22 protein-coding genes are annotated in these 20,306 nt (G+C 69.9%); 11 read left to right on the top strand and 11 right to left on the bottom strand.

What is annotated here, in order from left to right:
- Positions 1 to 76 precede the first annotated feature (76 nt).
- The 3 genes from ACQG07_RS15060 to ACQG07_RS15050 are packed head-to-tail and all read right to left on the bottom strand — an operon-like array spanning position 77 to position 2,882.
- The gene (locus tag ACQG07_RS15060; RefSeq protein ID WP_426738686.1) at positions 77 to 1,297 is read right to left on the bottom strand and encodes a serine hydrolase domain-containing protein; all 1,221 of its coding nucleotides are present in this window, start codon (positions 1,295 to 1,297) and stop codon (positions 77 to 79) included.
- 14 nt (positions 1,298 to 1,311) lie between these two features.
- Positions 1,312 to 2,136: a hypothetical protein gene (locus ACQG07_RS15055; RefSeq protein WP_137242640.1), complete on the bottom strand. Its 825-nt coding sequence runs from the start codon at positions 2,134 to 2,136 to the stop codon at positions 1,312 to 1,314.
- On the bottom strand, positions 2,136 to 2,882 hold the full coding sequence (locus tag ACQG07_RS15050) for an ABC transporter ATP-binding protein (protein WP_137242641.1): 747 nt from the start codon (positions 2,880 to 2,882) through the stop codon (positions 2,136 to 2,138). Before ACQG07_RS15050 ends, ACQG07_RS15055 begins: the two co-directional genes overlap by 1 nt.
- Positions 2,883 to 2,981: 99 nt before the next feature.
- On the opposite strand from ACQG07_RS15050, the gene ACQG07_RS15045 reads away from it, so the two are divergent.
- Both ACQG07_RS15045 and ACQG07_RS15040 read left to right on the top strand, forming a co-directional pair.
- The gene (locus ACQG07_RS15045; protein ID WP_426738685.1) at positions 2,982 to 3,536 is read left to right on the top strand and encodes a hypothetical protein; all 555 of its coding nucleotides are present in this window, start codon (positions 2,982 to 2,984) and stop codon (positions 3,534 to 3,536) included.
- Between the two features lie 90 nt (positions 3,537 to 3,626).
- On the top strand, positions 3,627 to 4,340 hold the full coding sequence (locus ACQG07_RS15040) for an HAD family hydrolase (protein WP_426738684.1): 714 nt from the start codon (positions 3,627 to 3,629) through the stop codon (positions 4,338 to 4,340).
- A gap of 31 nt (positions 4,341 to 4,371) precedes the next feature.
- Here the strand turns inward: ACQG07_RS15040 and ACQG07_RS15035 are convergent, their stop codons facing one another.
- The 5 genes from ACQG07_RS15035 to ACQG07_RS15015 all read right to left on the bottom strand — a co-directional run bounded on the left by ACQG07_RS15035 (position 4,372) and on the right by ACQG07_RS15015 (position 9,902).
- Positions 4,372 to 4,815: a BLUF domain-containing protein gene (locus tag ACQG07_RS15035; protein ID WP_426738683.1), complete on the bottom strand. Its 444-nt coding sequence runs from the start codon at positions 4,813 to 4,815 to the stop codon at positions 4,372 to 4,374.
- Between the two features lie 505 nt (positions 4,816 to 5,320).
- A complete protein-coding gene (locus ACQG07_RS15030; RefSeq protein ID WP_426738682.1) occupies positions 5,321 to 6,592 on the bottom strand; it encodes a DUF222 domain-containing protein in 1,272 nt (423 codons plus the stop codon).
- Positions 6,593 to 7,005: 413 nt separating this feature from the next.
- Positions 7,006 to 7,602, bottom strand: a complete 597-nt coding sequence (locus tag ACQG07_RS15025) for a hypothetical protein (RefSeq protein ID WP_426738681.1) — start codon at positions 7,600 to 7,602, stop codon at positions 7,006 to 7,008.
- Positions 7,603 to 7,887: 285 nt separating this feature from the next.
- Complete coding sequence (locus ACQG07_RS15020) at positions 7,888 to 9,198, bottom strand: ABC transporter permease (protein ID WP_426738680.1); 1,311 nt, start codon at positions 9,196 to 9,198, stop codon at positions 7,888 to 7,890.
- The gene (locus tag ACQG07_RS15015) at positions 9,195 to 9,902 is read right to left on the bottom strand and encodes an ABC transporter ATP-binding protein (protein WP_426738679.1); all 708 of its coding nucleotides are present in this window, start codon (positions 9,900 to 9,902) and stop codon (positions 9,195 to 9,197) included. Before ACQG07_RS15015 ends, ACQG07_RS15020 begins: the two co-directional genes overlap by 4 nt.
- A 166-nt stretch (positions 9,903 to 10,068) precedes the next feature.
- Between ACQG07_RS15015 and ACQG07_RS15010 the strand changes: the two genes are divergently transcribed.
- The 3 genes from ACQG07_RS15010 (at position 10,069) to ACQG07_RS15000 (ending at position 13,705) form a co-directional block, all read left to right on the top strand.
- Positions 10,069 to 11,319 carry a histidine kinase gene (locus tag ACQG07_RS15010; RefSeq protein ID WP_426738678.1) on the top strand — a complete coding sequence of 417 codons (1,251 nt, stop codon included), beginning with the start codon at positions 10,069 to 10,071 and terminating at the stop codon, positions 11,317 to 11,319.
- Positions 11,316 to 11,993 (top strand): response regulator, encoded by a 678-nt coding sequence (locus ACQG07_RS15005; RefSeq protein WP_426738677.1) that lies wholly within the window; start codon positions 11,316 to 11,318, stop codon positions 11,991 to 11,993. Before ACQG07_RS15010 ends, ACQG07_RS15005 begins: the two co-directional genes overlap by 4 nt.
- A gap of 269 nt (positions 11,994 to 12,262) precedes the next feature.
- Complete coding sequence (locus ACQG07_RS15000) at positions 12,263 to 13,705, top strand: sugar porter family MFS transporter (protein WP_426738676.1); 1,443 nt, start codon at positions 12,263 to 12,265, stop codon at positions 13,703 to 13,705.
- 7 nt (positions 13,706 to 13,712) lie between these two features.
- Here ACQG07_RS15000 and ACQG07_RS14995 read toward each other — a convergent pair whose 3' ends face one another.
- Entirely contained in the window at positions 13,713 to 14,276 is a 564-nt protein-coding gene (locus tag ACQG07_RS14995) for a manganese efflux pump MntP family protein (protein WP_426738675.1), read from the bottom strand.
- A 212-nt stretch (positions 14,277 to 14,488) separates the two neighbouring features.
- Here ACQG07_RS14995 and ACQG07_RS14990 point away from each other — a divergent pair, with 212 nt between their 5' ends.
- The 4 genes from ACQG07_RS14990 to ACQG07_RS14975 are packed head-to-tail and all read left to right on the top strand — an operon-like array spanning position 14,489 to position 17,289.
- Complete coding sequence (locus ACQG07_RS14990) at positions 14,489 to 14,824, top strand: ArsR/SmtB family transcription factor (RefSeq protein WP_079706164.1); 336 nt, start codon at positions 14,489 to 14,491, stop codon at positions 14,822 to 14,824.
- Positions 14,821 to 15,513 (top strand): cation diffusion facilitator family transporter, encoded by a 693-nt coding sequence (locus ACQG07_RS14985; protein WP_426738674.1) that lies wholly within the window; start codon positions 14,821 to 14,823, stop codon positions 15,511 to 15,513. Before ACQG07_RS14990 ends, ACQG07_RS14985 begins: the two co-directional genes overlap by 4 nt.
- 40 nt (positions 15,514 to 15,553) lie before the next feature.
- Entirely contained in the window at positions 15,554 to 16,309 is a 756-nt protein-coding gene (locus tag ACQG07_RS14980) for an enhanced serine sensitivity protein SseB C-terminal domain-containing protein (RefSeq protein WP_426738673.1), read from the top strand.
- Between the two features lie 20 nt (positions 16,310 to 16,329).
- Positions 16,330 to 17,289, top strand: coding sequence for a hypothetical protein (locus ACQG07_RS14975; RefSeq protein ID WP_426738672.1), 960 nt, complete (start codon positions 16,330 to 16,332; stop codon positions 17,287 to 17,289).
- A 12-nt stretch (positions 17,290 to 17,301) separates the two neighbouring features.
- Here the strand turns inward: ACQG07_RS14975 and ACQG07_RS14970 are convergent, their stop codons facing one another.
- Complete coding sequence (locus ACQG07_RS14970; RefSeq protein ID WP_426738671.1) at positions 17,302 to 17,628, bottom strand: hypothetical protein; 327 nt, start codon at positions 17,626 to 17,628, stop codon at positions 17,302 to 17,304.
- Positions 17,629 to 17,749: 121 nt separating this feature from the next.
- The gene (locus tag ACQG07_RS14965; RefSeq protein WP_071261327.1) at positions 17,750 to 18,175 is read right to left on the bottom strand and encodes an Hsp20/alpha crystallin family protein; all 426 of its coding nucleotides are present in this window, start codon (positions 18,173 to 18,175) and stop codon (positions 17,750 to 17,752) included.
- 160 nt (positions 18,176 to 18,335) lie between these two features.
- Here ACQG07_RS14965 and ACQG07_RS14960 point away from each other — a divergent pair, with 160 nt between their 5' ends.
- Together ACQG07_RS14960 and ACQG07_RS14955 are read left to right on the top strand one after the other, a co-directional pair.
- A complete protein-coding gene (locus ACQG07_RS14960; RefSeq protein ID WP_079704638.1) occupies positions 18,336 to 18,620 on the top strand; it encodes a MerR family transcriptional regulator in 285 nt (94 codons plus the stop codon).
- A 43-nt stretch (positions 18,621 to 18,663) separates the two neighbouring features.
- Positions 18,664 to 20,136, top strand: coding sequence for a serine hydrolase domain-containing protein (locus ACQG07_RS14955; RefSeq protein ID WP_426738670.1), 1,473 nt, complete (start codon positions 18,664 to 18,666; stop codon positions 20,134 to 20,136).
- Positions 20,137 to 20,306: the final 170 nt, after the last annotated feature.

Genomic DNA, 20,306 nt, shown 5'->3' with positions numbered 1-20,306 from the left:
TAATTGTCGTCGGCAGCGTCAGATGTGTATAAGAGACAGCGGTTGGGGTCGGCGCTCGGCGTCCGGTGGGAAGTGATCATCGCTCGCAGAGGGTCGCGTCGAGGGCGTCGACGACGATCCGGTACTGCTTCATCAACCGCTCGTTGTCGTCGGGCGAGACGACCGCCCACGGCAGCGAGGTGACGGCGATGGTGACGGCCGTGCCGTCGGGACCGACCGCGTTGCGCGTCTGGGTTCCGGGGATGTCGCCGCCATGGCCCCACGCCACACCGCCGCAGCTCAGCGGGTAGCTCTGCAGGCCGAGCCCGTAGCCCGCTCCCGGCCACAACTCGTCGCCGGCCGGAACCGTGGTCCGCATCTCGGCGAGGGTCTCCTCGTTCAGGAGTTCGCCGTCGAGCAGTGCCTTCATGAAGACGTTGAGCTCATGCGGCGTCGAGACGAGCGCACCGGCGGACCAGGCGAACGAGGTGTCGAGGGCCGTGATGTCCAGGAGGTCGCCGACGGTCTTCGCGTGGTACCCGTGCGGGTGCTCACCGCGCAGCTCGCGTTCGCCCGGCGCCGGGAAGTACGTGTGCTCGAGGTCGAGCGGCTTGACGATGCGCTCGTCGATCTGCTGGGCGAGCGCCCGGTCGGTGACACTCTCGACCATGAGCCCCAGCACGAGGTAGTTCGTGTTGCTGTACTCCCAGCGCTCCCCCGGCGCGAACACGGCCGGCTTGGCGAGGGCGATGTCGAGCATGTCGCGGGGCGAGGTGTACCGCTCCTGTGCCGCGAACGCGTCGGCGGCGATCTGGTCGGCGTACTCGGGGAGCCCTGCCGTGTGCTGGAGCAACTGACGGACCGAGATGCGGGTGCCGTCGATGCCGTCGCCGGTGATGAGCCCAGGGAGGTAGGTGTCGATCGGGGCGTCGAGCGCGACCTTCCCCTCCTCGACGATCTGGAGGACGACGGTCGAGACGAACATCTTCGTGTTGCTCGCGATCCGCACCTCGCCGTCGACCGGGGCCGGCTCGTCGGTCGCGAGGTCGCCGATGCCGGCCGCGACGTCGATCGCCTCACCGTCCGGTCCGATCACCGAGGCGAGCGCAGCGGGGTAGCCGGCGTCGACGAGCGACTGCATCCGGTCCTGCAGCGGGCCGGATTCGGAGCCGGGACCGGCGGTCTGCTCGGTGGCGCTGGAGCAGGCGCTGAGGGAGACGGTTCCGGCGAGCAGCGCGGCGGCGGCCGAGACGGCGATGAGCGTCCGGTGACGGGTCTGGTGCTGCGTCTTGGTCTGAGTGTGGGTCTGGTCGTTCATGTGGGTGGTTCCTTTCAGATGTCGCGGCGCGAGAGCGCAGCGGAGGCGGCCGCAGTGAGGGCGGCGGTGAGGGCCACGAGGGCGAGGATGACGACGGACGGTCCGAGCCCGTTCGTTCCGCCGTGGATGACGCCCTGGGCGAGGGCGACGGGCAGGAACTGGGTCCAGGCCGGCACGGTGCCGCCGGTGACCAGCTGGATCGAGGAGACGACGACCGGTTCGAGGATGAGGATCGCGATCATCGTCAGAACGCCGGCGAGCTGGGTGCGGACGATGAGTCCGACCGCCAGTCCGATGACCGACAGGGCGGTGACGGCGAGGACACCGAGCCCGAACCGGGCTGCGAGGTCCGGGAGACCGAGGACGAACGGCGTCCCGGTCGCGCCCAGGGTGATCACGAGCGTGACCAGGCTGACGAGGGCGAGCACGACACCGAGAGCGGCGCCGACGAGTGCGACCGCGCCCGCCTTGGCTGCGACGATGCGGAACCGCTTCGGCGAGGCGAGGGCGGCACCGACGATGCCGCCGTAGCGGTCGTCACTCGTGCCGGCGAGCACACCGAGCAGGGTGATCGCCAGGAGTGCGACGCCGATGGAGCCGCTGCCCATCGACGCACCGAGGGGGTTGAGCGCGTCGAGTTGGACGGCGCGGGAGGCGAGGTCCAGGACGGGGAAGTCGCTCCCGAGGGCGTCGAGGCCAGGGCCGATGTCGCCGTCGGCGAGGGCGGGCATGAGGGTGACGAAGGCGAGTTGCGTGACGATGAGTCCCACGACGGCGACCGCCGCGGTGACCTTCGTCGCGGTCGTGGTGACGAGACCGATGAGTTCAGCGCGGAACATCAGCGCACCTGCCCGTTCTCGGTGAGCTGGGTCGTTCCGGTGACCTGGAGGTAGTACGCCTCGAGGTCACCGCCCGATGCGGCGAGGATGTCACCCATCGACGACTGGGCCACGACGCGCCCGTCGGTGATGACGACCACGTCGTCTGCGATGTCCTGGACGTCGGACAGGAGGTGGGACGAGAGCAGGACCGTCCCACCCGCGTCGGCGAACCCACGCAGCCGGAGTCGCAACCACTGCATGCCCGCAGGGTCCAGGCCGTTCGACGGCTCGTCGAGGATGAGCACGGCCGGCTCGCCGAGGAGGGCTGCGGCGATCGCGATGCGCTGACGCATCCCGAGCGAGTACCCGCCGGCGGGGCGGTCGGCGTCGCGTGCCATCCCTACTTCGGTGAGGACCGCGTCGATGCGGGAGGCGTCGACCCCGATCCGTGCGGCGGCGATGCGCAGGTGCTGCCGACCGGTGCGCGCCGGGTGGAGTCCGCCCGCGTCGAGGACGGCGCCGACGGTGCGCGCCGGCTGATCGAGCTCTCGGTAGGGGCGACCGAGGATGAGGCCGTCCCCCGCGTCGGGACGGGCGAGTCCCAGCAGCAGGCGGATGGTGGTGGTCTTCCCGGCGCCGTTGGGGCCGAGGAGTCCGACGACCCGGCCGGGGGCGACGGTGAAGGACACGTCATCGACGCGCGGGCGACCGTGGAAGGTCTTGCGGAGCCCGCGAGCCTCGATGGGATGAGTGGAAAGGTTCATGGATCCAGCCTCGGCGCAAGCCGCTCCGGGCACCCCCGCCTGCCGCACAGTCCCGGGCTGGCCGAACGGACAGTGATCGACGACCTCTAGGCTGCTGGCATGGACACGACTGCTCGGATGCACGATCGACGTCACCGTCTCGCGCCGCGCGCGACCGTCGTGGCCACGGTGGTCGTCGTGGTCGCCGGTTTGCTCGCCGGCTGCGCGTCGTCACCGTCGCCGGACCGGACGACGGCGGCATCCGCATCGGTATCGGACTCCGCCACCCGCTCGGGCACCGGTGAGATCCGGCACGAGCTCGGCCCGCTCACCGACCGCTTCCCCCAGCTCGCCACCGCGCTCTCGGCGACCTGGATGTCGGGGACCATGGGCGACGAGCGGGTTCCGGGCCCGAGCACGTACTGGATCGACGCGGTCGTCGTCCTGGATGAGGCCGGCTACGCGGAACTGCGGGCGCTCGCACCCGGTGAGGCGGGCTCGGACGCGGAGGCGGAGCTCCCGGACCTCGATCCCGGGCTCGACGACGCGCTGCCGCCGGGACCGTTCGTGCGTTCGTCCGCTCTCGACGACGACTTCTCGCAGGACGGCCGCTCGACGCAGGTGCTCCTCGACGATGCGACCAGCTCCGTGATCCTCACGAGTCGGTTCCAGTAGCGGGCGGCGCTGCGGCGTCCGCGGGCTCGCACGTTCTGCGGCGAATGACCACCGCTTCACAATCGCGGGCTCGCGGGTTTGACTGGACGCATGTCCGAACCAGCTGACACCACCGTCCCCGAGAACTCCGACGACCGCATCGCGGTGCTCTTCGACATCGACGGGACGCTCGTCGACTCGAACTACCTGCACGTCGACGCGTGGGATCGCGCGTTCGCCGATGCCGGCAGGCCGGTCGACGCGTGGCGGATCCATCGCTCGATCGGCAAGGACGGCGGCGAGCTGCTCGAATCGCTCCTCGACGGGTCCGACGAGGTCGAGCAGTACGGCGATCGGGCGAAGGAGTTGCACAGCGAGTACTACCTCCAGAACACCTCCCGGCTGCGGGTGATCGGCGGTGCGCGCGAGCTGCTCGGCGAGTTGGCAGGCCGCGGGATCGCAGTCGTGCTGGCGACCTCGGCTCCGGAGAACGAACTCGAGATCCTGCGGGAGCTGCTCGACGTCGACGATGCGATCTTCGCGGCGACCTCGTCCGGTGACGTGGAGACCGCCAAGCCGGAGCCCGACATCGTCGAGGTCGCCCTCGATCGTGCGGGCGTGCCGGCGTCGCGAGCGGTCATGGTCGGCGATGCCGTCTGGGACATCGAGGCGGCTGCGCGGGCCGGTGTGGAGTGCATCGGGGTGCGCAGCGGTGGGTTCGGCGAGCAGGAGCTCCGTGACGCGGGTGCTGTCGCGGTCTACGGCGACGTCGCCGAGCTGCTCGCGAACCTCGACGACAGCCCGATCGGCAAGCTCGCGGGCTGACTGCGGGTGTGAGCGAGGGCTTGAGCGCGGCTCAGCTCCGCGTGGCGCGGCTGCGGAACCAGCGGGCGAGTTCCTGCAGGGCGCGCATGGTGGCCGTCGGGTCGTCGCGGTCGAGGTCGTCGAAGGTGTCGCGGTAGCCGTCGAGCTGTGCGGCGGAGCTGGTGTCGGCGCGTTCGAAGCCCATGGTCCAGGCGGCGAACTGGCGTTCGCGGATGGGCTCCTCGAACATCACGCGGATGCCGGTGTGACGGGGATCGGCGGCGAGGGTGACCATCAGTTTGCGGACAGCGGCCTCGGGGCCCTCGAGGACCTGGAGGAACCGGCCGTCACGGTAGACGAGCATGCCGGTGAGCTGTGCGCGGGCGTTGTTCTCGCGGCAGACGGCGAGCAGGGCGGTGAGGTCGTCGTCGCTGAACGGCTGTGTCGCCGTGCTCGCGTACACGAGTGACAGCATCTGGTCTTCGTCGGTGCCCACGTTTGGAGCCTACCCGGCGGGGTGCGGAGGTGGTCCCGGAAGCACGCCGGGGCTGCCTGCCCTTCGACAAGCTCAGGGACCGAATCGGTTCCGGGCACACCTCTCCCGATCACTGAGCTTGTCGAAGCGCGCACGAGCACGGCTCAACGTTCCGGGCACACCTCTCCCCGGTCACTGAGGCAGCGCAACCCGAGTGCCCTTCGACAAGCTCAGGGACCGAACCGGTTCCGGGCACACCCCTCCCGGTCACTGAGCCTGTCGAAGTGCCCACAAGCACGCCTGAACGTTCCGGGCACACCTCTCCCGGTCACTGAGGCAGCGCAACCCGACTGCCCTTCGACAGGCTCAGGGACCGAAACGCCTGCGAGCACAGTCCAGCCCGGTCACTGAGCCTGTCGAAGTGCCCACGAGGACCCCTCAACGGTTCGGGCGCACCTTTCCCGGTCACTGAGCTTGTCGAAGTGCCCACGAGGAACTCTTCGACAGGCTCAGTGACCTGCGGGGGCTAGAACGGTGCGGGATCTGGTTCCGTCCGGTGGTGTTTGCCGTCAGGTGTCGTCCAGTCGAGGACCCCGCCGGGACCGTGGTCGAGGTTCCATCCGGGGAGGTGCTTCATCCGGTGATGATGTCGACACAAACAAGCAAGATTGCCGACATCTGTCACCCCGCCGTCCTCCCACGCGACCGAATGGTCGAGATCGCAGGCTCTGGCTCGTCTCCCGCAGCCCGGTGCCCGACAGGTGCCGTCCCGCAAGCGGACCGCGCGTTGCAGATCGGCCGGAACGCGGTACTGGTTCCGCCCGACGGAAAGGATCGCGCCGGTTTCGGGTTGGACGAGGACCCGGGTGAAGCTGGGTGCGTTCACCGCGATGCGTGCCGCGGTCTCGGGGTCGATCGGGCCGTACCCATCGAGCATGCCGGGTGCGTCGGAGACGCCGGCCATGCTCAGTGCCGGGACGGTGATCTGCACGGTTGGCGTGATGTGCTCCTGCACTTCGATCGGGTGCGGAAGCACAGGGCTCGACATGATGTCTTCCGGGGTTACTCCGGTGAGGGCGAGGGCCGCGAGCGCGTCCGCCTGCAGCTGTGCGCACGTGCGGGTGTCGCCCGCCTGGCGTGACTCGGCCGCGGCGGCTTCGACCCGCTCGATGAGCCCCTGGGCGATCGGCGCCGTGGTGAAGAGGTGCACCCACGCCATGCCGTCGGCGGCCGGTTCGAACTCGACCCGACGGTCAGCCTCCGAACGGGTTGCGCGTGCGGTGATCGATTCCGGGTGGAGGCGCTCGCGCAGAACGCGGGCACGCTTCCGGAGGTACGCATTGGTGGATTGTTCGGCGACCGGCAGGACCTCGGCGAGGAACACCGCTCGCCCTGCGGTCGGGACGTCGCAGAGCTGGTCCGTGATGGTCTGCGCATGCCGGGCGGAGATACGACCGGCCTCAAGTGAGGCAAGCACAGTCGGCGCTTCGTTCACGAGCAGTTCGGCATCGTTGGTCGCACGCTGAACCGCCCGTTCCGGCGTCCGTGTCGCCATCGCGAGCGCCGCACAGGTCGACCGGCGGGAGAGGGCCTGACGTTCAGCCGGCGGGAAGATCGCCGGAACCGCGACGTCTGCGAAGGCGTCCGCGTAGGCCGCAGATCGGGCCAGCAGCCGGGCCTCCTCGGCGTCCAGGTTGGCGCGACGCCGCTGGATGTCCGCGTAGTGGTCCGAGAACTCCGCGAGGCGCGCGGCGTACTCGTCGCTCGCGCGGATCGCGGTGAGGGTGGTCTCGGTCATGACTCCAGTCCACCATGAACCACTGACATTCCAGATGCTGAGTCGAGCCGAGTGTGGAAGTGTCCTCGTGGGCCCTTCGACAGGCTCAGGGACCGGGAGAAGATCACCGGAGCGGGAGGTCCCTCGTGTGCCCTTCGACAAGCTCAGGGACCGGAGGGGGCTGCTCGGAGACCGGAGTGAGTGCGGGTGCCGCTGGTCTTGGACGCTTCCTCGTGCGCGCTTCGACAGGCTCAGGGACCGGAGGGGGCTGCTCGGAGACCGGAGTGGATGCGGGTGCACCTCTTCCGGTCACTGAGCTTGTCGAAGTGCCTCCGAGTACCCTTCGACAGGCTCAGGGACCGGGGAGGGTTGCTCGGGGACCGGACCGGAGGGGGTTGCTCAGGGACCGGAGGGGTCCGCGGCTCCCAGTCCACTCACCGGCCCATGAGCGCCTTCACGACCTCGACCGCGGCCGGCCCGTCGAGCGACGGATGACCGGCCCACTGCCCACCGGTGACGGATACCTCCGTCTCCGGCAGCACCACCGTCGTGACGATCACCGCGGCGACACCGGTCTCGACCGTCGCGCTGTAAGCGATCCCTCCGGCAGCCTCGATGGTCGCATCCGGGATCGGCGTGAGCCCGGCGGCGGCGAGCTCGTCGGCCGACAGTGCCTCGCTCGACTCGGGCGAGACGACGATCTCCACCGAGCGGATGTCCGCCGCATCGATCGTCCCCTCCGGCGCCTCCCAGCCGCAGACGGTCCCGTACTCGTCCGCCCCGTTGTCCTCCCGCGTGACGAGCCCGTCGATGTACGGCGCGACGGCCGCTTCCACCGCCGCGCAGTCGACCTGCAGGGACGATCCGTCTCCCGAGCCCCCGCTCGACGTCTCCGCCGGCACCGACGCAGCGGGCGACGCACTCCCGGCGGAGCCGCCTCCAGGCCCACTCCCACCAGTGCACGCCGACAGCGCGAGCACGATCGTTCCGGACACGAGAAGCGGCAGTCCCGCCCGCTGCAACACACGCATGATGTCGACGATATGGGTTCCGGAGTAGTGTCCGGAAGAGACCGACGGGAGCAGCGCGATGAAACCGACGACCCGCACTGACAACCACAGCGCGAAGCGGAGAAAAAGAGGGCGCGGAGCCTCAAGCTCCGACGACGGGACGGCCGCTCGTCGTAACGTGGACGCTGCAGACGCGACCTGAGCGTCTGCGCCGGCGCTGCTCCTCAACCTGGCGCCGGCGCGGCTGTGGGGCGTCGCTTCCGCCACGCCCCACAGCCGCCACCCGGCATTCCCGACCACTGCACCTCACTCGTAGCGGAGCGACTCCACCGGATCGGCCTTGGCGGCACGGGCGGCGGGCAGGGTGCCGGCGAGGAACGCGATCACCATGACGACCAGGACGATGATCCCGAGCGACACCGGGTCGAACGCGATGAGGTCGAGACCCGGCAGGTCGGCGAGGAGCGATCCGGACAGCGCTGCACTGATGCCGGTGCCGGCGAGCACCGCGATGCCGACGCCGATCGCGCTGCCGAGGAAGCCGATGAACGCGGCCTCGATGCTGAACAACCCGAAGACCTTGCCGCTGCCCATCCCCATGGCCTTCATCAGACCGATCTCGCGGGTGCGCTCCTGCACGGACATGAGCAGCGTGTTGACGATCCCGAAACTGGCCGCGAGGAGGGCGATGATCGCGAAGGCGTTGAGGACGAGGACGATCCCGTCGATCACCGTCTTGATGGTGCCGAGCTGGTCCGCGACGGTCGTGCCGGTGTAGCCCGCGTCGGCCAGTCGGTCCTTCAACGCCGTGACCTGCTCGTCGGTGGCGTCCGCGCCGAACCGGATGGACGCCTGCGCGTACCGCTCGACCTGGTCGGACGGGACGCCGATGTTCTGGGTCTCGTAGAGGAGGTCGGTGAGCGCGGCGTTCGGCACGATCGATGCACCGGTGGGCGAAGCGAGGCTCTCCTCGGCGACTCCGACGACGGTCGCGTCCACGGTGTGCTGCGTGCGCTGCGCATCCGTGATCGCGACGGTGACCGTCTGCCCGACCGCGTCCGCGTCGCTGCCGAAGCCGAGCGGCTCCACATAGGACGTGGGGAGCACGAGCTGGAGCGTGTCGGTGTCGTCGTCAGGCTGTGCACCGTCCACCAGCGTGACGCTCTGCCCGGAGATGAGTCCACCGACACCGACGACGTACTTCGTGCCGCCGCCCGCCTCGATGTAGTCGGTCGAGATCGACTTCACGGCCTGGACGTCGAGGACGCCGTCGATCCTGCCGAGCTCGTCGAGGTCGGTCGGTGTCAGGGCGACGACGGTCGATCCCGGCGCGCCGGCACCGGTGGCGGCGACCGCGTCCGGGTCGTACTCCTTCGGCCCGCTCGTCGCCGCACCCAACCCGCCTGCGGTGTCGGACGTCTTGGTGACGGTCATCGTGTCGGACGCGCCGACGCTCGACACCGTGTCGTCGATGTAGGCGTTGATGCCCGTGCCGAGCCCGTTGGTGAGCGTGAGCGTGAACGCCCCGACGAAGATCGCCAGGATGGTCAGGATGGTGCGGGTCTTGGACCGGAACGTGTTCGCGACGGCGGTCCCGATGAGGTCGACGGTTCTCATGCGGCCACCGCCGCGTCCTCGACGAGCAGTCCGTCGCGGATGAGGATCCGCCGATCGCAGCGTGCCGCCAGCTCCTCGTCGTGGGTGACGACGATGAGGGTGATGCCGCTCTCCCGATTGAGGGAGAAGAGGATGTCCTCCACGACTGCGCCGGTCGCCGTGTCGAGGTTGCCGGTCGGCTCGTCGGCGAAGATGATCCGCGGGTTGTTGACGAGCGCGCGGGCGATCACCGTCCGCTGCTTCTGCCCGCCGGAGAGGTTCACCGCCCGGTTCCGCGCCTTGTCCTCGAGCTGGAGCTGCGCGAGTGCGGCGAGCGCCCGGCGACGTCGGTCACCACGGCGGACGCCGGCGATCTTCATCGGGAGCAGGACGTTCTCGAGCACCGTCGCGTTGGCGGTGAGGAAGAACTGTTGGAACACGAACCCGAAGGTCTTGTTCCTGGTCGTGTTGAGGCGGCGACCGCGGAGGGTGCTCGTGTCGACGCCCTCGAGCTCGACGGTGCCGGAACTCGGTGCGTCGAGGAGCGCGAGCACGTGCATGAGCGTGGACTTGCCGGAGCCGCTCTTCCCGACGATCGCGACGCTCTCGCCGGCGTGGATGTCGAAGCTCACCCCCTTCAGCGCGTCGAACCGGTTCTGACCGCGACCGTAGGAACGCCGGACGTCCCGGACCGAGATGATCGGCGGCGCTGTGGTGCTCTGCATGGTGTCTCCTCGTCTGGGGCCGGGTGCTCCGGCTCCACTCCAGACTCGCGGCGTCGCCCGTCCGGCGCGTCCCCCACCGGCGGACACCCGTGTACCGCGTCCGTGGTACCGCGGAATGCCACGTGCGGAGGAGTCGCCCGGCGCCGGTTCCCGGCAGACTGGGCCCATGACCTCCGCGACGCAGGATCACCGGGTGCGCGATCCGCGTCGAAGACCTCCGGCGTGGGTGCACGACGTGGTCGCCGCGGTCCTCATCATCGCCTCGGCGTTCATCCCCTTCCCCAATGCGGAGTTCCGGCCGGGCAGCCCGCTCGTCGTCGCCCTGGTCGTCGCGCCGGCACTCCTGCTCCCGCTCCGCCGACGTTGGCCCATCCCGGTGCTCGCTGCCGTCATCGCCTGTTACGGTGCGGCGGCGATCACGGGGACCCTCGCTCCCGGTGTCGTGATCGCGGCCGCGATCGCGATGTTCGGGGTGGCCGTGCGCTCCGCACGTCGGACGACCCTGATCACGGCCGTCGCGACGATGGTCGCCGTCGCCCTCCTCAGCCTGCTGGCGTCGATCGGCAGCTTCGATCCGCGGACGGTCCAGTTCGCGGTGATGATCGCGTTCGCCGCCGCAGCCGGCGACGGGACGCGCTCGCGCCGCGCGTACATCCTGGCGATCACCGAACGCGCGGAGCGGGCCGAACAGACCCGCGAGGCCGAGGCGAGGCGTCGGGTGACCGAGGAGCGTCTCCGGATCGCACGCGACCTCCACGACACCGTCGCCCATCAGATCTCGGTGATCAGCCTGAACGCCGGGGTGGCTTCGAGCTCCCTGGAGTCGCGGCCGGAGAAGGCGAAGGAGGCGCTCGTCTCGATCCGCCGGGCGTCACGGACGGTGCTCGGCGAGATCGGTGACCTGCTCGAGGTCCTGCGGAGCGATGGCGGGGACGCTGGCGCAGGCCCCCGTGGAACGCTGCCGCAGCCGGGACTCGACCGACTCGACGCGTTGATCGCCGAGTTCACCACCGCAGGCCTCGACATCACGACACGGATCGACCCCGACGCACCGGAGCTGTCGACCGCCACGGACACGGTCGCCTACCGCGTCGTCCAGGAGGGGCTGACGAACGCACTGAAGCACGGTCCTGAGCGTCGCGCGCACGTGCTCGTGGAGGGCGGCGACGGGAGGATCGTCGTCAGCGTGAGCAATCCGACGGCACCCGGCGTCCCGCCCGAGCAGGCCGACGCGGCGCCGACCACCGGGCACGGACTCCTCGGCATCCACGAGCGCGTCGCCGCCGTCCGCGGTGCCGTCGACGTCGGCGCGACCCCGGGTGGCTGGCGGCTGTCCGCGAGCCTCCCGACCGGCGAGCCGACGCACCCCGGTCCGACACACCCGGCCCCGACACACCCCGAGGAGTCCCCCGCATGACCACCGTGCTCGTCGTCGACGACCAGTCGCTCATCCGCCAGGCAGTCGCCGACATCCTCTCCTCCGAGCCCGACCTCGAGGTCGTGGGCGAAGCCGTGGACGGCGCACAGGCGGTGTCTCTCGCCCGCGAGTTGCGACCGGACGTCGTGCTCATGGACATCCGCATGCCCGTCCTCGACGGCATCGGCGCGACCACCGCGATGTGCGCCGACCCCGAGCTCGCGGACACCCGGGTCCTCATCCTCACCACGTTCGAGGAGGACGAGAACCTCATCGCGACTCTGCGCGCCGGCGCGAGCGGGTTCATCGGCAAGGGCTCGGAGCCCGAGGAGATCGTCCGCGCCGTGCGCGCGGTGCACGCCGGAGACGCGCTCCTGTCCCCCGCGGCGACCCGGAGTCTCATCACCAGGTACGTCGTCGCTGCGGACGAACCGACGAGCCCGCGCCCGGTCCCCACCGAGCTGGCGCTGCTCACCGAGCGGGAACTGGAAGTGCTGCTCCTCGTGGCCCGCGGCCGATCCAACCAGCAGATCGCCGACGACCTCGTCATCTCACCGCACACCTCGAAGACCCACGTGAACCGCATCATGACGAAGGTCGCCGCCCACGACCGCGCCCAGCTCGTCATCCTCGCGTACGAGAGCGGCCTGCTCCGGCCGGGCACCGACGACTGAACCGGTCGCTCAGGGAGCAGAGGAACGCCGAGCGCAGAGGATACGACAGCCGACGGACATCCTCAAGCGCGAACGGCGGATCGCTCTCGACCGTACCCTCGTCCGGGTAGACGAGACCCGAACCGTCTGTACCGATGCAGCTCCCTCAGCCTGGCGTCGGTGTGGTTGCGGGGCGAGGCCACGGCCCGCCCCGCAACCGCGCGGAGCCGGTACTGTCGTCGTGTCCACGTCGCCGCTCGGCACCGGGACCCAGCAGACGAGGAAGCACGATGGCCGGATCCCCCACAGCCCGACAGTCGGCGAGCACGCTGCCGGCCCTCACGCCCGGGCCGCACCGCCGCCACCTCGGCCTGATCTCGATCGTCGCCTGTTTCGGCGGCCTGCTCTTCGGCTACGACACCGGCGTGATCAACGGGGCGCTGCGTCCGATGACCGCGGAACTCGGGCTCACGCCCATCACCGAGGGTGTCGTCACGAGCTCGCTCGTCTTCGCGGCCGCCGTCGGTGCGCTGCTCGGCGGGCGGGTGTCGGACGCCTGGGGCCGACGTCGGAGCATCATCGTGCTGGCCGTCCTCTTCTTCGTCGGCACGCTGGTCGTCGTCTGCTCACCGAACGTCGAGCTCCTCGTCGCCGGCCGCGTCCTCCTCGGACTGGCCGTCGGCGGTGCCTCCGCCGTCGTCCCGGTCTACCTGGCGGAGCTCGCTCCGTACGAGATCCGCGGGTCGATCACCGGCCGGAACGAGGTCGCGATCGTCCTCGGACAGTTGTCGGCGTTCGTGATCAACGCGGTCATCGGCACCGTGTTCAGCGAGCACACGAGCGTGTGGCGCATCATGTTCGCCGTCTGCGCCCTCCCGGCGGTCGCGCTGTTCGTCGGCATGCTGCGGATGCCCGAGTCACCGCGGTGGCTCGTCGACCACGGTCGCCGCGAGGACGCCCTGGACGTCCTGCGGACCGTCCGCTCCGACGACCGCGCCGTCGCCGAACTCGCGGAGGTGGAGGCGTCCATCACCGCGCAGCGCGACCAACACCGGATCGGGCTCGGGGCCGTCCTCCGCAACCCGTGGCTCGTGCGCATCCTGCTCGTCGGTGTCGGCGTCGGGATCGCCCAGCAGCTCACGGGGATCAACTCGATCATGTATTACGGGCAGACCGTGCTCGTGGAGTCGGGCTTCGACGAGAGCGCCGCGCTCATCGCCAACATCGCGCCCGGGATCATCGCCGTCGTCGGGGGCTTCATCGCCCTCACCTACATGGACCGACTCGACCGACGGAAGACGTTCGTCATCGGCTTCTCGCTCACGACCGCGTGCCATCTACTCATCGGCTTCTCCTCGATGGTGCTCGAGCCGGGCGACCCGATGCGTCCCTGGGTCATCCTGTTCCTCGTGGTCGTGTTCGTCGGCTCCATGCAGACGTTCCTCAACGTGGCGGTCTGGGTGTACCTCGCCGAGGTCTTCCCACTCCAGATGCGCGGCCTCGGCATGGGTGTCTCGATCTTCATGCTCTGGGTCGCAAACGGGTTCCTGGCGCTGTACTTCCCGTCCCTGGTCGACGGCCTCGGCATCACCGGGACCTTCTTCCTGTTCGCGGGTGTCGGCGCACTCGCGCTCCTGTTCGTCGCCACCCAGGTACCCGAGACGCGTGGGCGGAGCCTCGAGGCGCTCGGTGAGGACGTGTCGACCGGCGCGATCTTCACCCGGAAGCGGTGACCTCCGACTAGCCGGTGAGGTGGTCGATGAGGATCTTGACACCGATGAGGATCAGGATGACTCCACCGGCGATCTCCGCCGGCTTGCCGAAGCGCTGACCGACGCGACGGCCGATGAAGACGCCCAGGAAGGCGAGCACGAACGTCGTCAGTCCGATGAGGACGACGGCTTCGAGGATCGAACCGGGCAGGAACGCGAGCGTGATGCCGATGGCGAGCGCGTCGATGCTCGTGGCGAGCGCGAGGATGAGGAGTCGCCGGACGTCGATGCGGTCGGAGTCGACCTCGGTGTCCTCGTGGCTCGAGAACGCCTCCCAGAGCATCTTGCCGCCCACGAGGGCGAGCAGGCCGAAGGCGACCCAGTGGTCGACCTCCGTGATGTACCGCGCGAACTGCGTGCCGAGGAACCAGCCGATGAGCGGCATGACCGCTTGGAAGAGTCCGAAGGTGCCGGCGATCACGAGCGCGTGACGCACGTTGAACCGCCGCATGTGCAGGCCCTTGGTGAGGGCGACGGCGAAGGCGTCGGCGGATACGCCGAGCGCGATGAGGAGCAGCGGCCAGAACGTCATGTCGCGAGGTCTTCCTGTGATGCGTCCTGGACGCGGAGATGCGTTCGGGCGCCATGCCGCGAGGACCCGTCAACGTTGCCAGCGCCGTGCGGCGGCAGCAAGCCGAGACGCCCGATTGCCAGCGTTTCGCCTCACCTAACGCGGCTGTTCGGGCGACCGCGAGACTTGCTCGATACAGCGTTTCGTGTACTGTCGTTCGCGTGACCGACACCATGACACCGACCGCGACCCTGACGCACACCGCCGCGCTCGCGAGGCTGGGGCACGCCCTGTCGGACGAGACCCGGGCCCGGATCCTCCTGACCCTGCGCGAGGCACCGGCCTTCCCCTCCGATCTCGCGGACGCACTCGGCGTCTCCCGACAGGTCATGTCGAACCAGCTCGCCTGTCTCCGCGGCTGCGGCCTCGTCGAAGGCGTCAAGGAAGGACGCAACACCTGGTACCGCCTGGCGGACAGCCACCTGGCGCCGGCGCTCGACGACCTCCTCCGGCTCGTCCTGATCGTCGATCCCGCCTGCTGCTCGGGTGAGAGCTGCACCTGCGCATGAGCACCGTCGGCCTGCCGAGCCCTCGTCTCCGCGCCCAGCTGAGCCCCGCCAGACGCGCGACGCTGCAGCGCCGGATCCGCTGGATCGTCGCGGCGACCATCGCCTACAACGTCGTCGAGGCCATCGTCGCCCTGTCGGCCGGGACCGTCGCCTCATCGGCAGCCCTCGTCGGCTTCGGTCTCGACTCGATCGTCGAGGTCCTGTCCGCCGCCGCGGTCGCCTGGCAGTTCTCGAGCCCCGATCCCCATCGTCGGGAACGGGTCGCGCTCCGGGTGATCGCCCTGTCGTTCTTCGGCCTCGCCGCGTTCGTGAGCGTCGACGCCGCCCGCTCGCTGCTCGGGTTCGCCGAAGTCCAGCACTCGACCGTCGGCATCGTCCTCGCGGCGGTCAGCGTCGTGATCATGCCGGCGTTCTCGCTGCTCGAGCGCCGGACCGGCAAGGAACTCGGCTCCGCCTCCGCCGTCGCCGACTCGAAGCAGACGCTCATCTGCTCCTACCTGTCGGCCGCGGTCCTCATCGGGCTGGTCCTCAACAGCACCCTCGGCTGGGCTTGGGCGGACGGCGTCGCCGCCCTCGTCATCGCCGGCTTCGCGGTCCGTGAGGGCGTCGAAGCCTGGCGTGGAGACGCGTGCAAGCGGCCGGTCTCATCGCTCACCTCGGAGAACACGGACACCTGCGACTGCTGCTGAGCACGCGCACCTTCCCACACGGCCGGGATACGCTGCTGGCATGCCTGCCGCCGACGACGCACCCGACGCTCCCGACATCGAAGCCCTCCTCGCCGCAGCCGCGAACGACCGCTCGAACGCCCCCGCGTTCCTGACGGCGCTCCTCGAGAGCACCGTGATCGTGGCAGGGACCGTGACCGACGACGGCATGGCGACCCTGGCTGACCTCCTCGACTCGGACGGCAGCTCGGTGCAGCCGTTCTACACCTCGAAGGCGCGCTTCCAGGAGACACTCCAGGTCGTCCCGTCGTTCGAACAGCACCTCCTCGCCCTCCCTTGCCGCGTCCTGTGGCAGATGACCCGAGGCGCGAGGCTGGTCCTGAACCCGCACTCCACGCACGGCAAGGAGTTCCTCCCCGGCGAAGTCGCCCAGCTGCTCGACGGCGAGGCGGTGCTCACACCACGCGTGGTCGAGCGCGAGACCGAGGTCATGGTGGGACAGCCGGCTCGCATCCCACCAGGGATGACCGAGACCCTGACCGCGGTCCTCGCCGAGTACGGCGAGGTCGACGAAGCGGTGCTGGGCTGGAAGGTCACCCCGCAGGAGGGCGGCACGTTCGACGAGTGCTACCTCCTCGTCATCGTCGGCGCCCCGACCGCCCGTGAGACGATCAGCGGTCCGCTCGCACGCGCCCTCGCGACGTACTCGGCGAGCGTGCCGATCGACGTCATGTACGTGGCGCCTGGCGCGAAGCATCTCCTGACCAGTGTCCCGCCGTTCCATCGCCGCAAGCGAGGGTTGTTCCGGCGACGATGAGCAGTGGGCTGAGTCGAACGGTGCCCGCGGTCGCACGTGGCGCACGCGTCCTCACGATCGCCGCGCTGCTGGGCGTCCTCGCGGCGTGTAGCGCGCCGCCGTCGGGGGTGCCCACCGGGACTCCGACCGGATCCCCACCGAATGCATCGGCGGCGCTCCCACCCGCGCCGACGTCCACCTTTCCGGGGCTCGCCTGCGACGCGCTCGTCCCGGACGCGGAGGTCGCATCCTTCCTGGGCGCCGCAGCCGCGCCGCAACCGCTCACCGTCGACGACGCCCCGGTCCTGCAGGACGGCGGGACCGTCTGCGCCTGGGCCGACGAAGCGGCCGACACCTCATTGACCGTCCGAATCGTCGGAGACGGCGTCGACCACTGGGCCACCTTCAACCACTGGTACGAGCACACCGACTGGAGCGACAGCGTCGGCGAGATCAACGGGACGATGTGCTCGGACGGCGCCTGCTCCGTCCACGCCCTCGACGGCGAGCGGTTCATCGAGGTCGATGCGGCGGGGGTCGACGACCCGGCAGGGACGCGCACAGAGGAACTGGCTCGCGCAGCGCTCGCGGCAGCCCCGGTTCCGGCGCCCGCCGCACCCCCGTCGTCGGCGCCCACCTCGCGCTCGTGCGCCACGGCGCTGCCGGTGGATACCGCGGCGGCACACCTCGGCGCAGCCGCCACCGGCGCGAGCTACGTGAGCACCGCGACACCGAGCTACCACCTCGTGCAGGACTCGCTCCAGCGGGTCGGCGGACTCGACTGCCGACTGCTGTCCGCGGACTCCCGCGAGCTCGTCCGGTTCACGGTGCTCCCCGGAGGCGCGTGGGTGCTTCGCGAGGACAGTCCGGTCGGCGCCGTGGATGCGGCTGGGAGCGAGCACTCGGCGCACGCTCGACGTGGCGACGACTGGGTGCGCCTGCAGGCCCCCGGGGCGAGCGAGGAGACGACTCGGGCCTTGTTGGCCGAGCTGCTCGGCTGAGCTCGACGTGCGCTAGAACACCGGCCGGTCCGCGATGGACACGAGGACCGCGGCGATCACGGTCACCACGGTCAGCGCGATGGCGACGACCCACTGCATCCGAGGCACCGCGCGTCGGATCACGAGGACCAGGTGCGCCAGGAGCGCGAGCACCGCCACCGCGGCGACCACAGTGCCGACCACCGCCGGCTCGAACACCGCGACCTGTTCCGTCGCGATGCCGTCGGCACCCGGCGCCTGGTACCAGATCATCGTGGTCTGCGTCGCCGCGACCAACAGGCCGAGTGCGGCGATCACGAGCAGGGCTGACGCTACGAGGATCCGTTGGACGCGGGACATGCCCCCAGTATGCCGACCGCCGGTCGCACACGGGCGAACGCCCCACCCACGGATCGTGGGCGGGGCGTTCGGTTCGTTCGATCCGGACGGGTGTCGATCCCGGCTCAGTGTCGATCCCGGGTCAGGCGTTGATCGACTGCGGGTGGTCGGTCGTGGAGTCGACGGTGATCTTCCGCGGCTTCGCACGCTCGCTCACCGGGATGATCACGGAGAGCACACCGCTGTCGTAGGACGCGGTGATGCCGTCGAGGTCGACTCCCTCGCCGAGGGTGAACTGCCGCAGGAAGTGGCCGCCACCGCGCTCGCGTGCGAGCCAGCGGACACCCTCACGGCTGTCGGCCGTGCGCTGGGCACGGATGGTCAGCTGACCTCCGTCGACGTCGACGTCGATGGATCCGGGGTCGATGCCGGGGAGGTCGGCGACCATCATGTACCGGTCGCCGTCACGGAAGAGGTCCACCGGCATGGGCCGGGGTGCGCGCACGGAGTCCAGTACGGAGGCCGCGAAGCGGTCGAGCTGGCTGATGGGATCGAGGGTCATTGCCATGGGTGTTCTCCTTCCCTGTCGCCCGATGACGGATCGGGCTCATCGATTGTCAGTGCCCGGAAGCCACAGATCCGGTGGTTCAGATCTGCACTTCGTGGTGTAGATTTTTTATACATCCGAAACCTGATCCATTGCAACCCGTTCAAAGGAAACCTCAAGCATGGCCGATCGTGACGGCGCGACACCCGTGTACGGCATCGCCGTCGCAGCCCAGCTCGCCGGCGTCCCGGAGGCGTCCCTGCGGCTCTTCGAGAGCAAAGGCCTCCTCACCCCGTCCCGGACCGAGGGAGGCACCCGTCGCTACAGTGAGGACGACATCGAGCGACTCAAGCGCGTCACCGACCTCCGCGACGACGGCGTCAACCTCGCCGGCATCGCTCGCGTGCTCGATCTCGAGGACATCAACCAGGGACTCCGAGACCAGCTCGACGCCGACCAGGACTGAGCGTCGGGTCGATCCCACCGCCGGCAGATGGCAGCATGGAGGGATGAGCCTGCAGCGAAGCACTCCGTCCGCCCAGCACGTCGACGCCGCCGGGATCGAGGCGTTCATCACGGCCCTCGAGCACACGCCGAACGTCGAACCGCACAGCCTGATGCTCCTGCGCGGCGGGAACGTCGTCGCCGAGGGCTGGTGGGCGCCGTACTCGGCTGATCGGGTGCACCTGCTGTACTCGCTGAGCAAGAGCTTCACCTCGACCGCCGTCGGCCTCGCCGTCGAGGAGAGCCTGCTCGGACTCGACGACACGATCATCAGCCACTTCCCGGAGCTCGACGCCGAGATCACCGACCCCCGCAGCCGCGCCATGCGCGTGCGACACGTGCTCGCGATGGCGAGCGGCCACCGCGAGGAGACGATCATGCGGGCCGCTGCGATCGACCCGACGAACCTCGTCCGCGGGTTCCTGCTCCTCCCGCCCGACGAGGACCCGGGGACCGTCTTCGCGTACAACCAGCCCTGCACGTACACGGCCGCGGCGATCGTCCAGCGCGTCACGGGCGGGACCCTCACCGACTACCTGCGACCGCGGTTGCTCGAGCCGCTGGGTATCGGCGAGTTCGACTGGCAGCAGGACGACGAGGGCTTCGAGCTCGGGTACAGCGGCCTGCACGCCACGACGGAGGCGATCGCCGCGCTCGGTCAGCTCTACCTGCAGGGCGGCGCCTGGGAGGGTCGGCAGCTGCTGCCAGCCGCATGGGTCGTCGAGGCGACGCGATCGCACATCGCGAACGGCGACGACCCGGAGTCGGACTGGGCGCAGGGGTACGGGTTCCAGTTCTGGATGGCCCGGCACGGGTTCCGTGGCGACGGCGCCTACGGTCAGTACTGCGTCGTCCTGCCGGAGCACGACGTCGTCCTGGCGATCACGGGGCAGAGTCTCGACATGCAGGCCGTGCTGAACGCCGCGTGGGAGCACCTGCTGCCGGCCTTCGGGACCGCCGAGCGCAGCGACGCAGACCGCAGTCCGACCTCGGACGCCGATCAGTCGCTGCTCGCACGCCTGGCGGGGCTCGCCCTGCCGCCGCTCGACGCCTCGGACGAGACCGGCGCGGCTTCGTCACTGCGCGAACTCGTCGGACGGACGTTCGCGGCCGCCGCCGACACCGGCCTGGCGCAGCTGACGGCGCTCGAGGTGACGGCGGGCGAGGGTGACGACACCGTGCTGGTCGTGCACGAGGGCGACGACCGGGTGGAGCTCGTCCCCGGTGTCGGCGCGTGGCGGACGCATGGACCGATCACGGCGAGTGCCGCCTGGGGCACGGGCGGCGAGGACGGAGCGCGGGTCCTCCGCGTCGACGCGATCTTCATCGAGACACCCCACCGCATGCACCTCGAGATCGACCCGGCGTCCGGCACCTTCGACGCCTGGTGGGAGACGACGCCGCTCCGGACCTCCCGTCTCGCCGAGGTGCAGCGGCCCAGCGCGGTCGTCGCAGGCGGAGGCAAGTCGTCCTGGTGAGCTGACGCGCGCTCACGCCCGTCGACAAGCTCACGGACCGGAGTTGTTCCGGACGGACCTCCCCCTGTCACTGAGCAGACCTCCCCCGGTCACTGAGCAGACCTCCCCCGGTCACTGAGCAGACCTCCCCCGGTCACTGAGCCTGTCGAAGTGCCCACGAGGACACCTCG

Origin of the sequence: Plantibacter sp. 2H11-2 (genome assembly GCF_050031945.1) — a bacterium.
Lineage (GTDB): Bacteria > Actinomycetota > Actinomycetes > Actinomycetales > Microbacteriaceae > Plantibacter > Plantibacter auratus.
The sequence above is the reverse complement of the archived record's forward strand: the minus strand, read 5'-3'. Positions and strand labels throughout refer to the sequence as shown.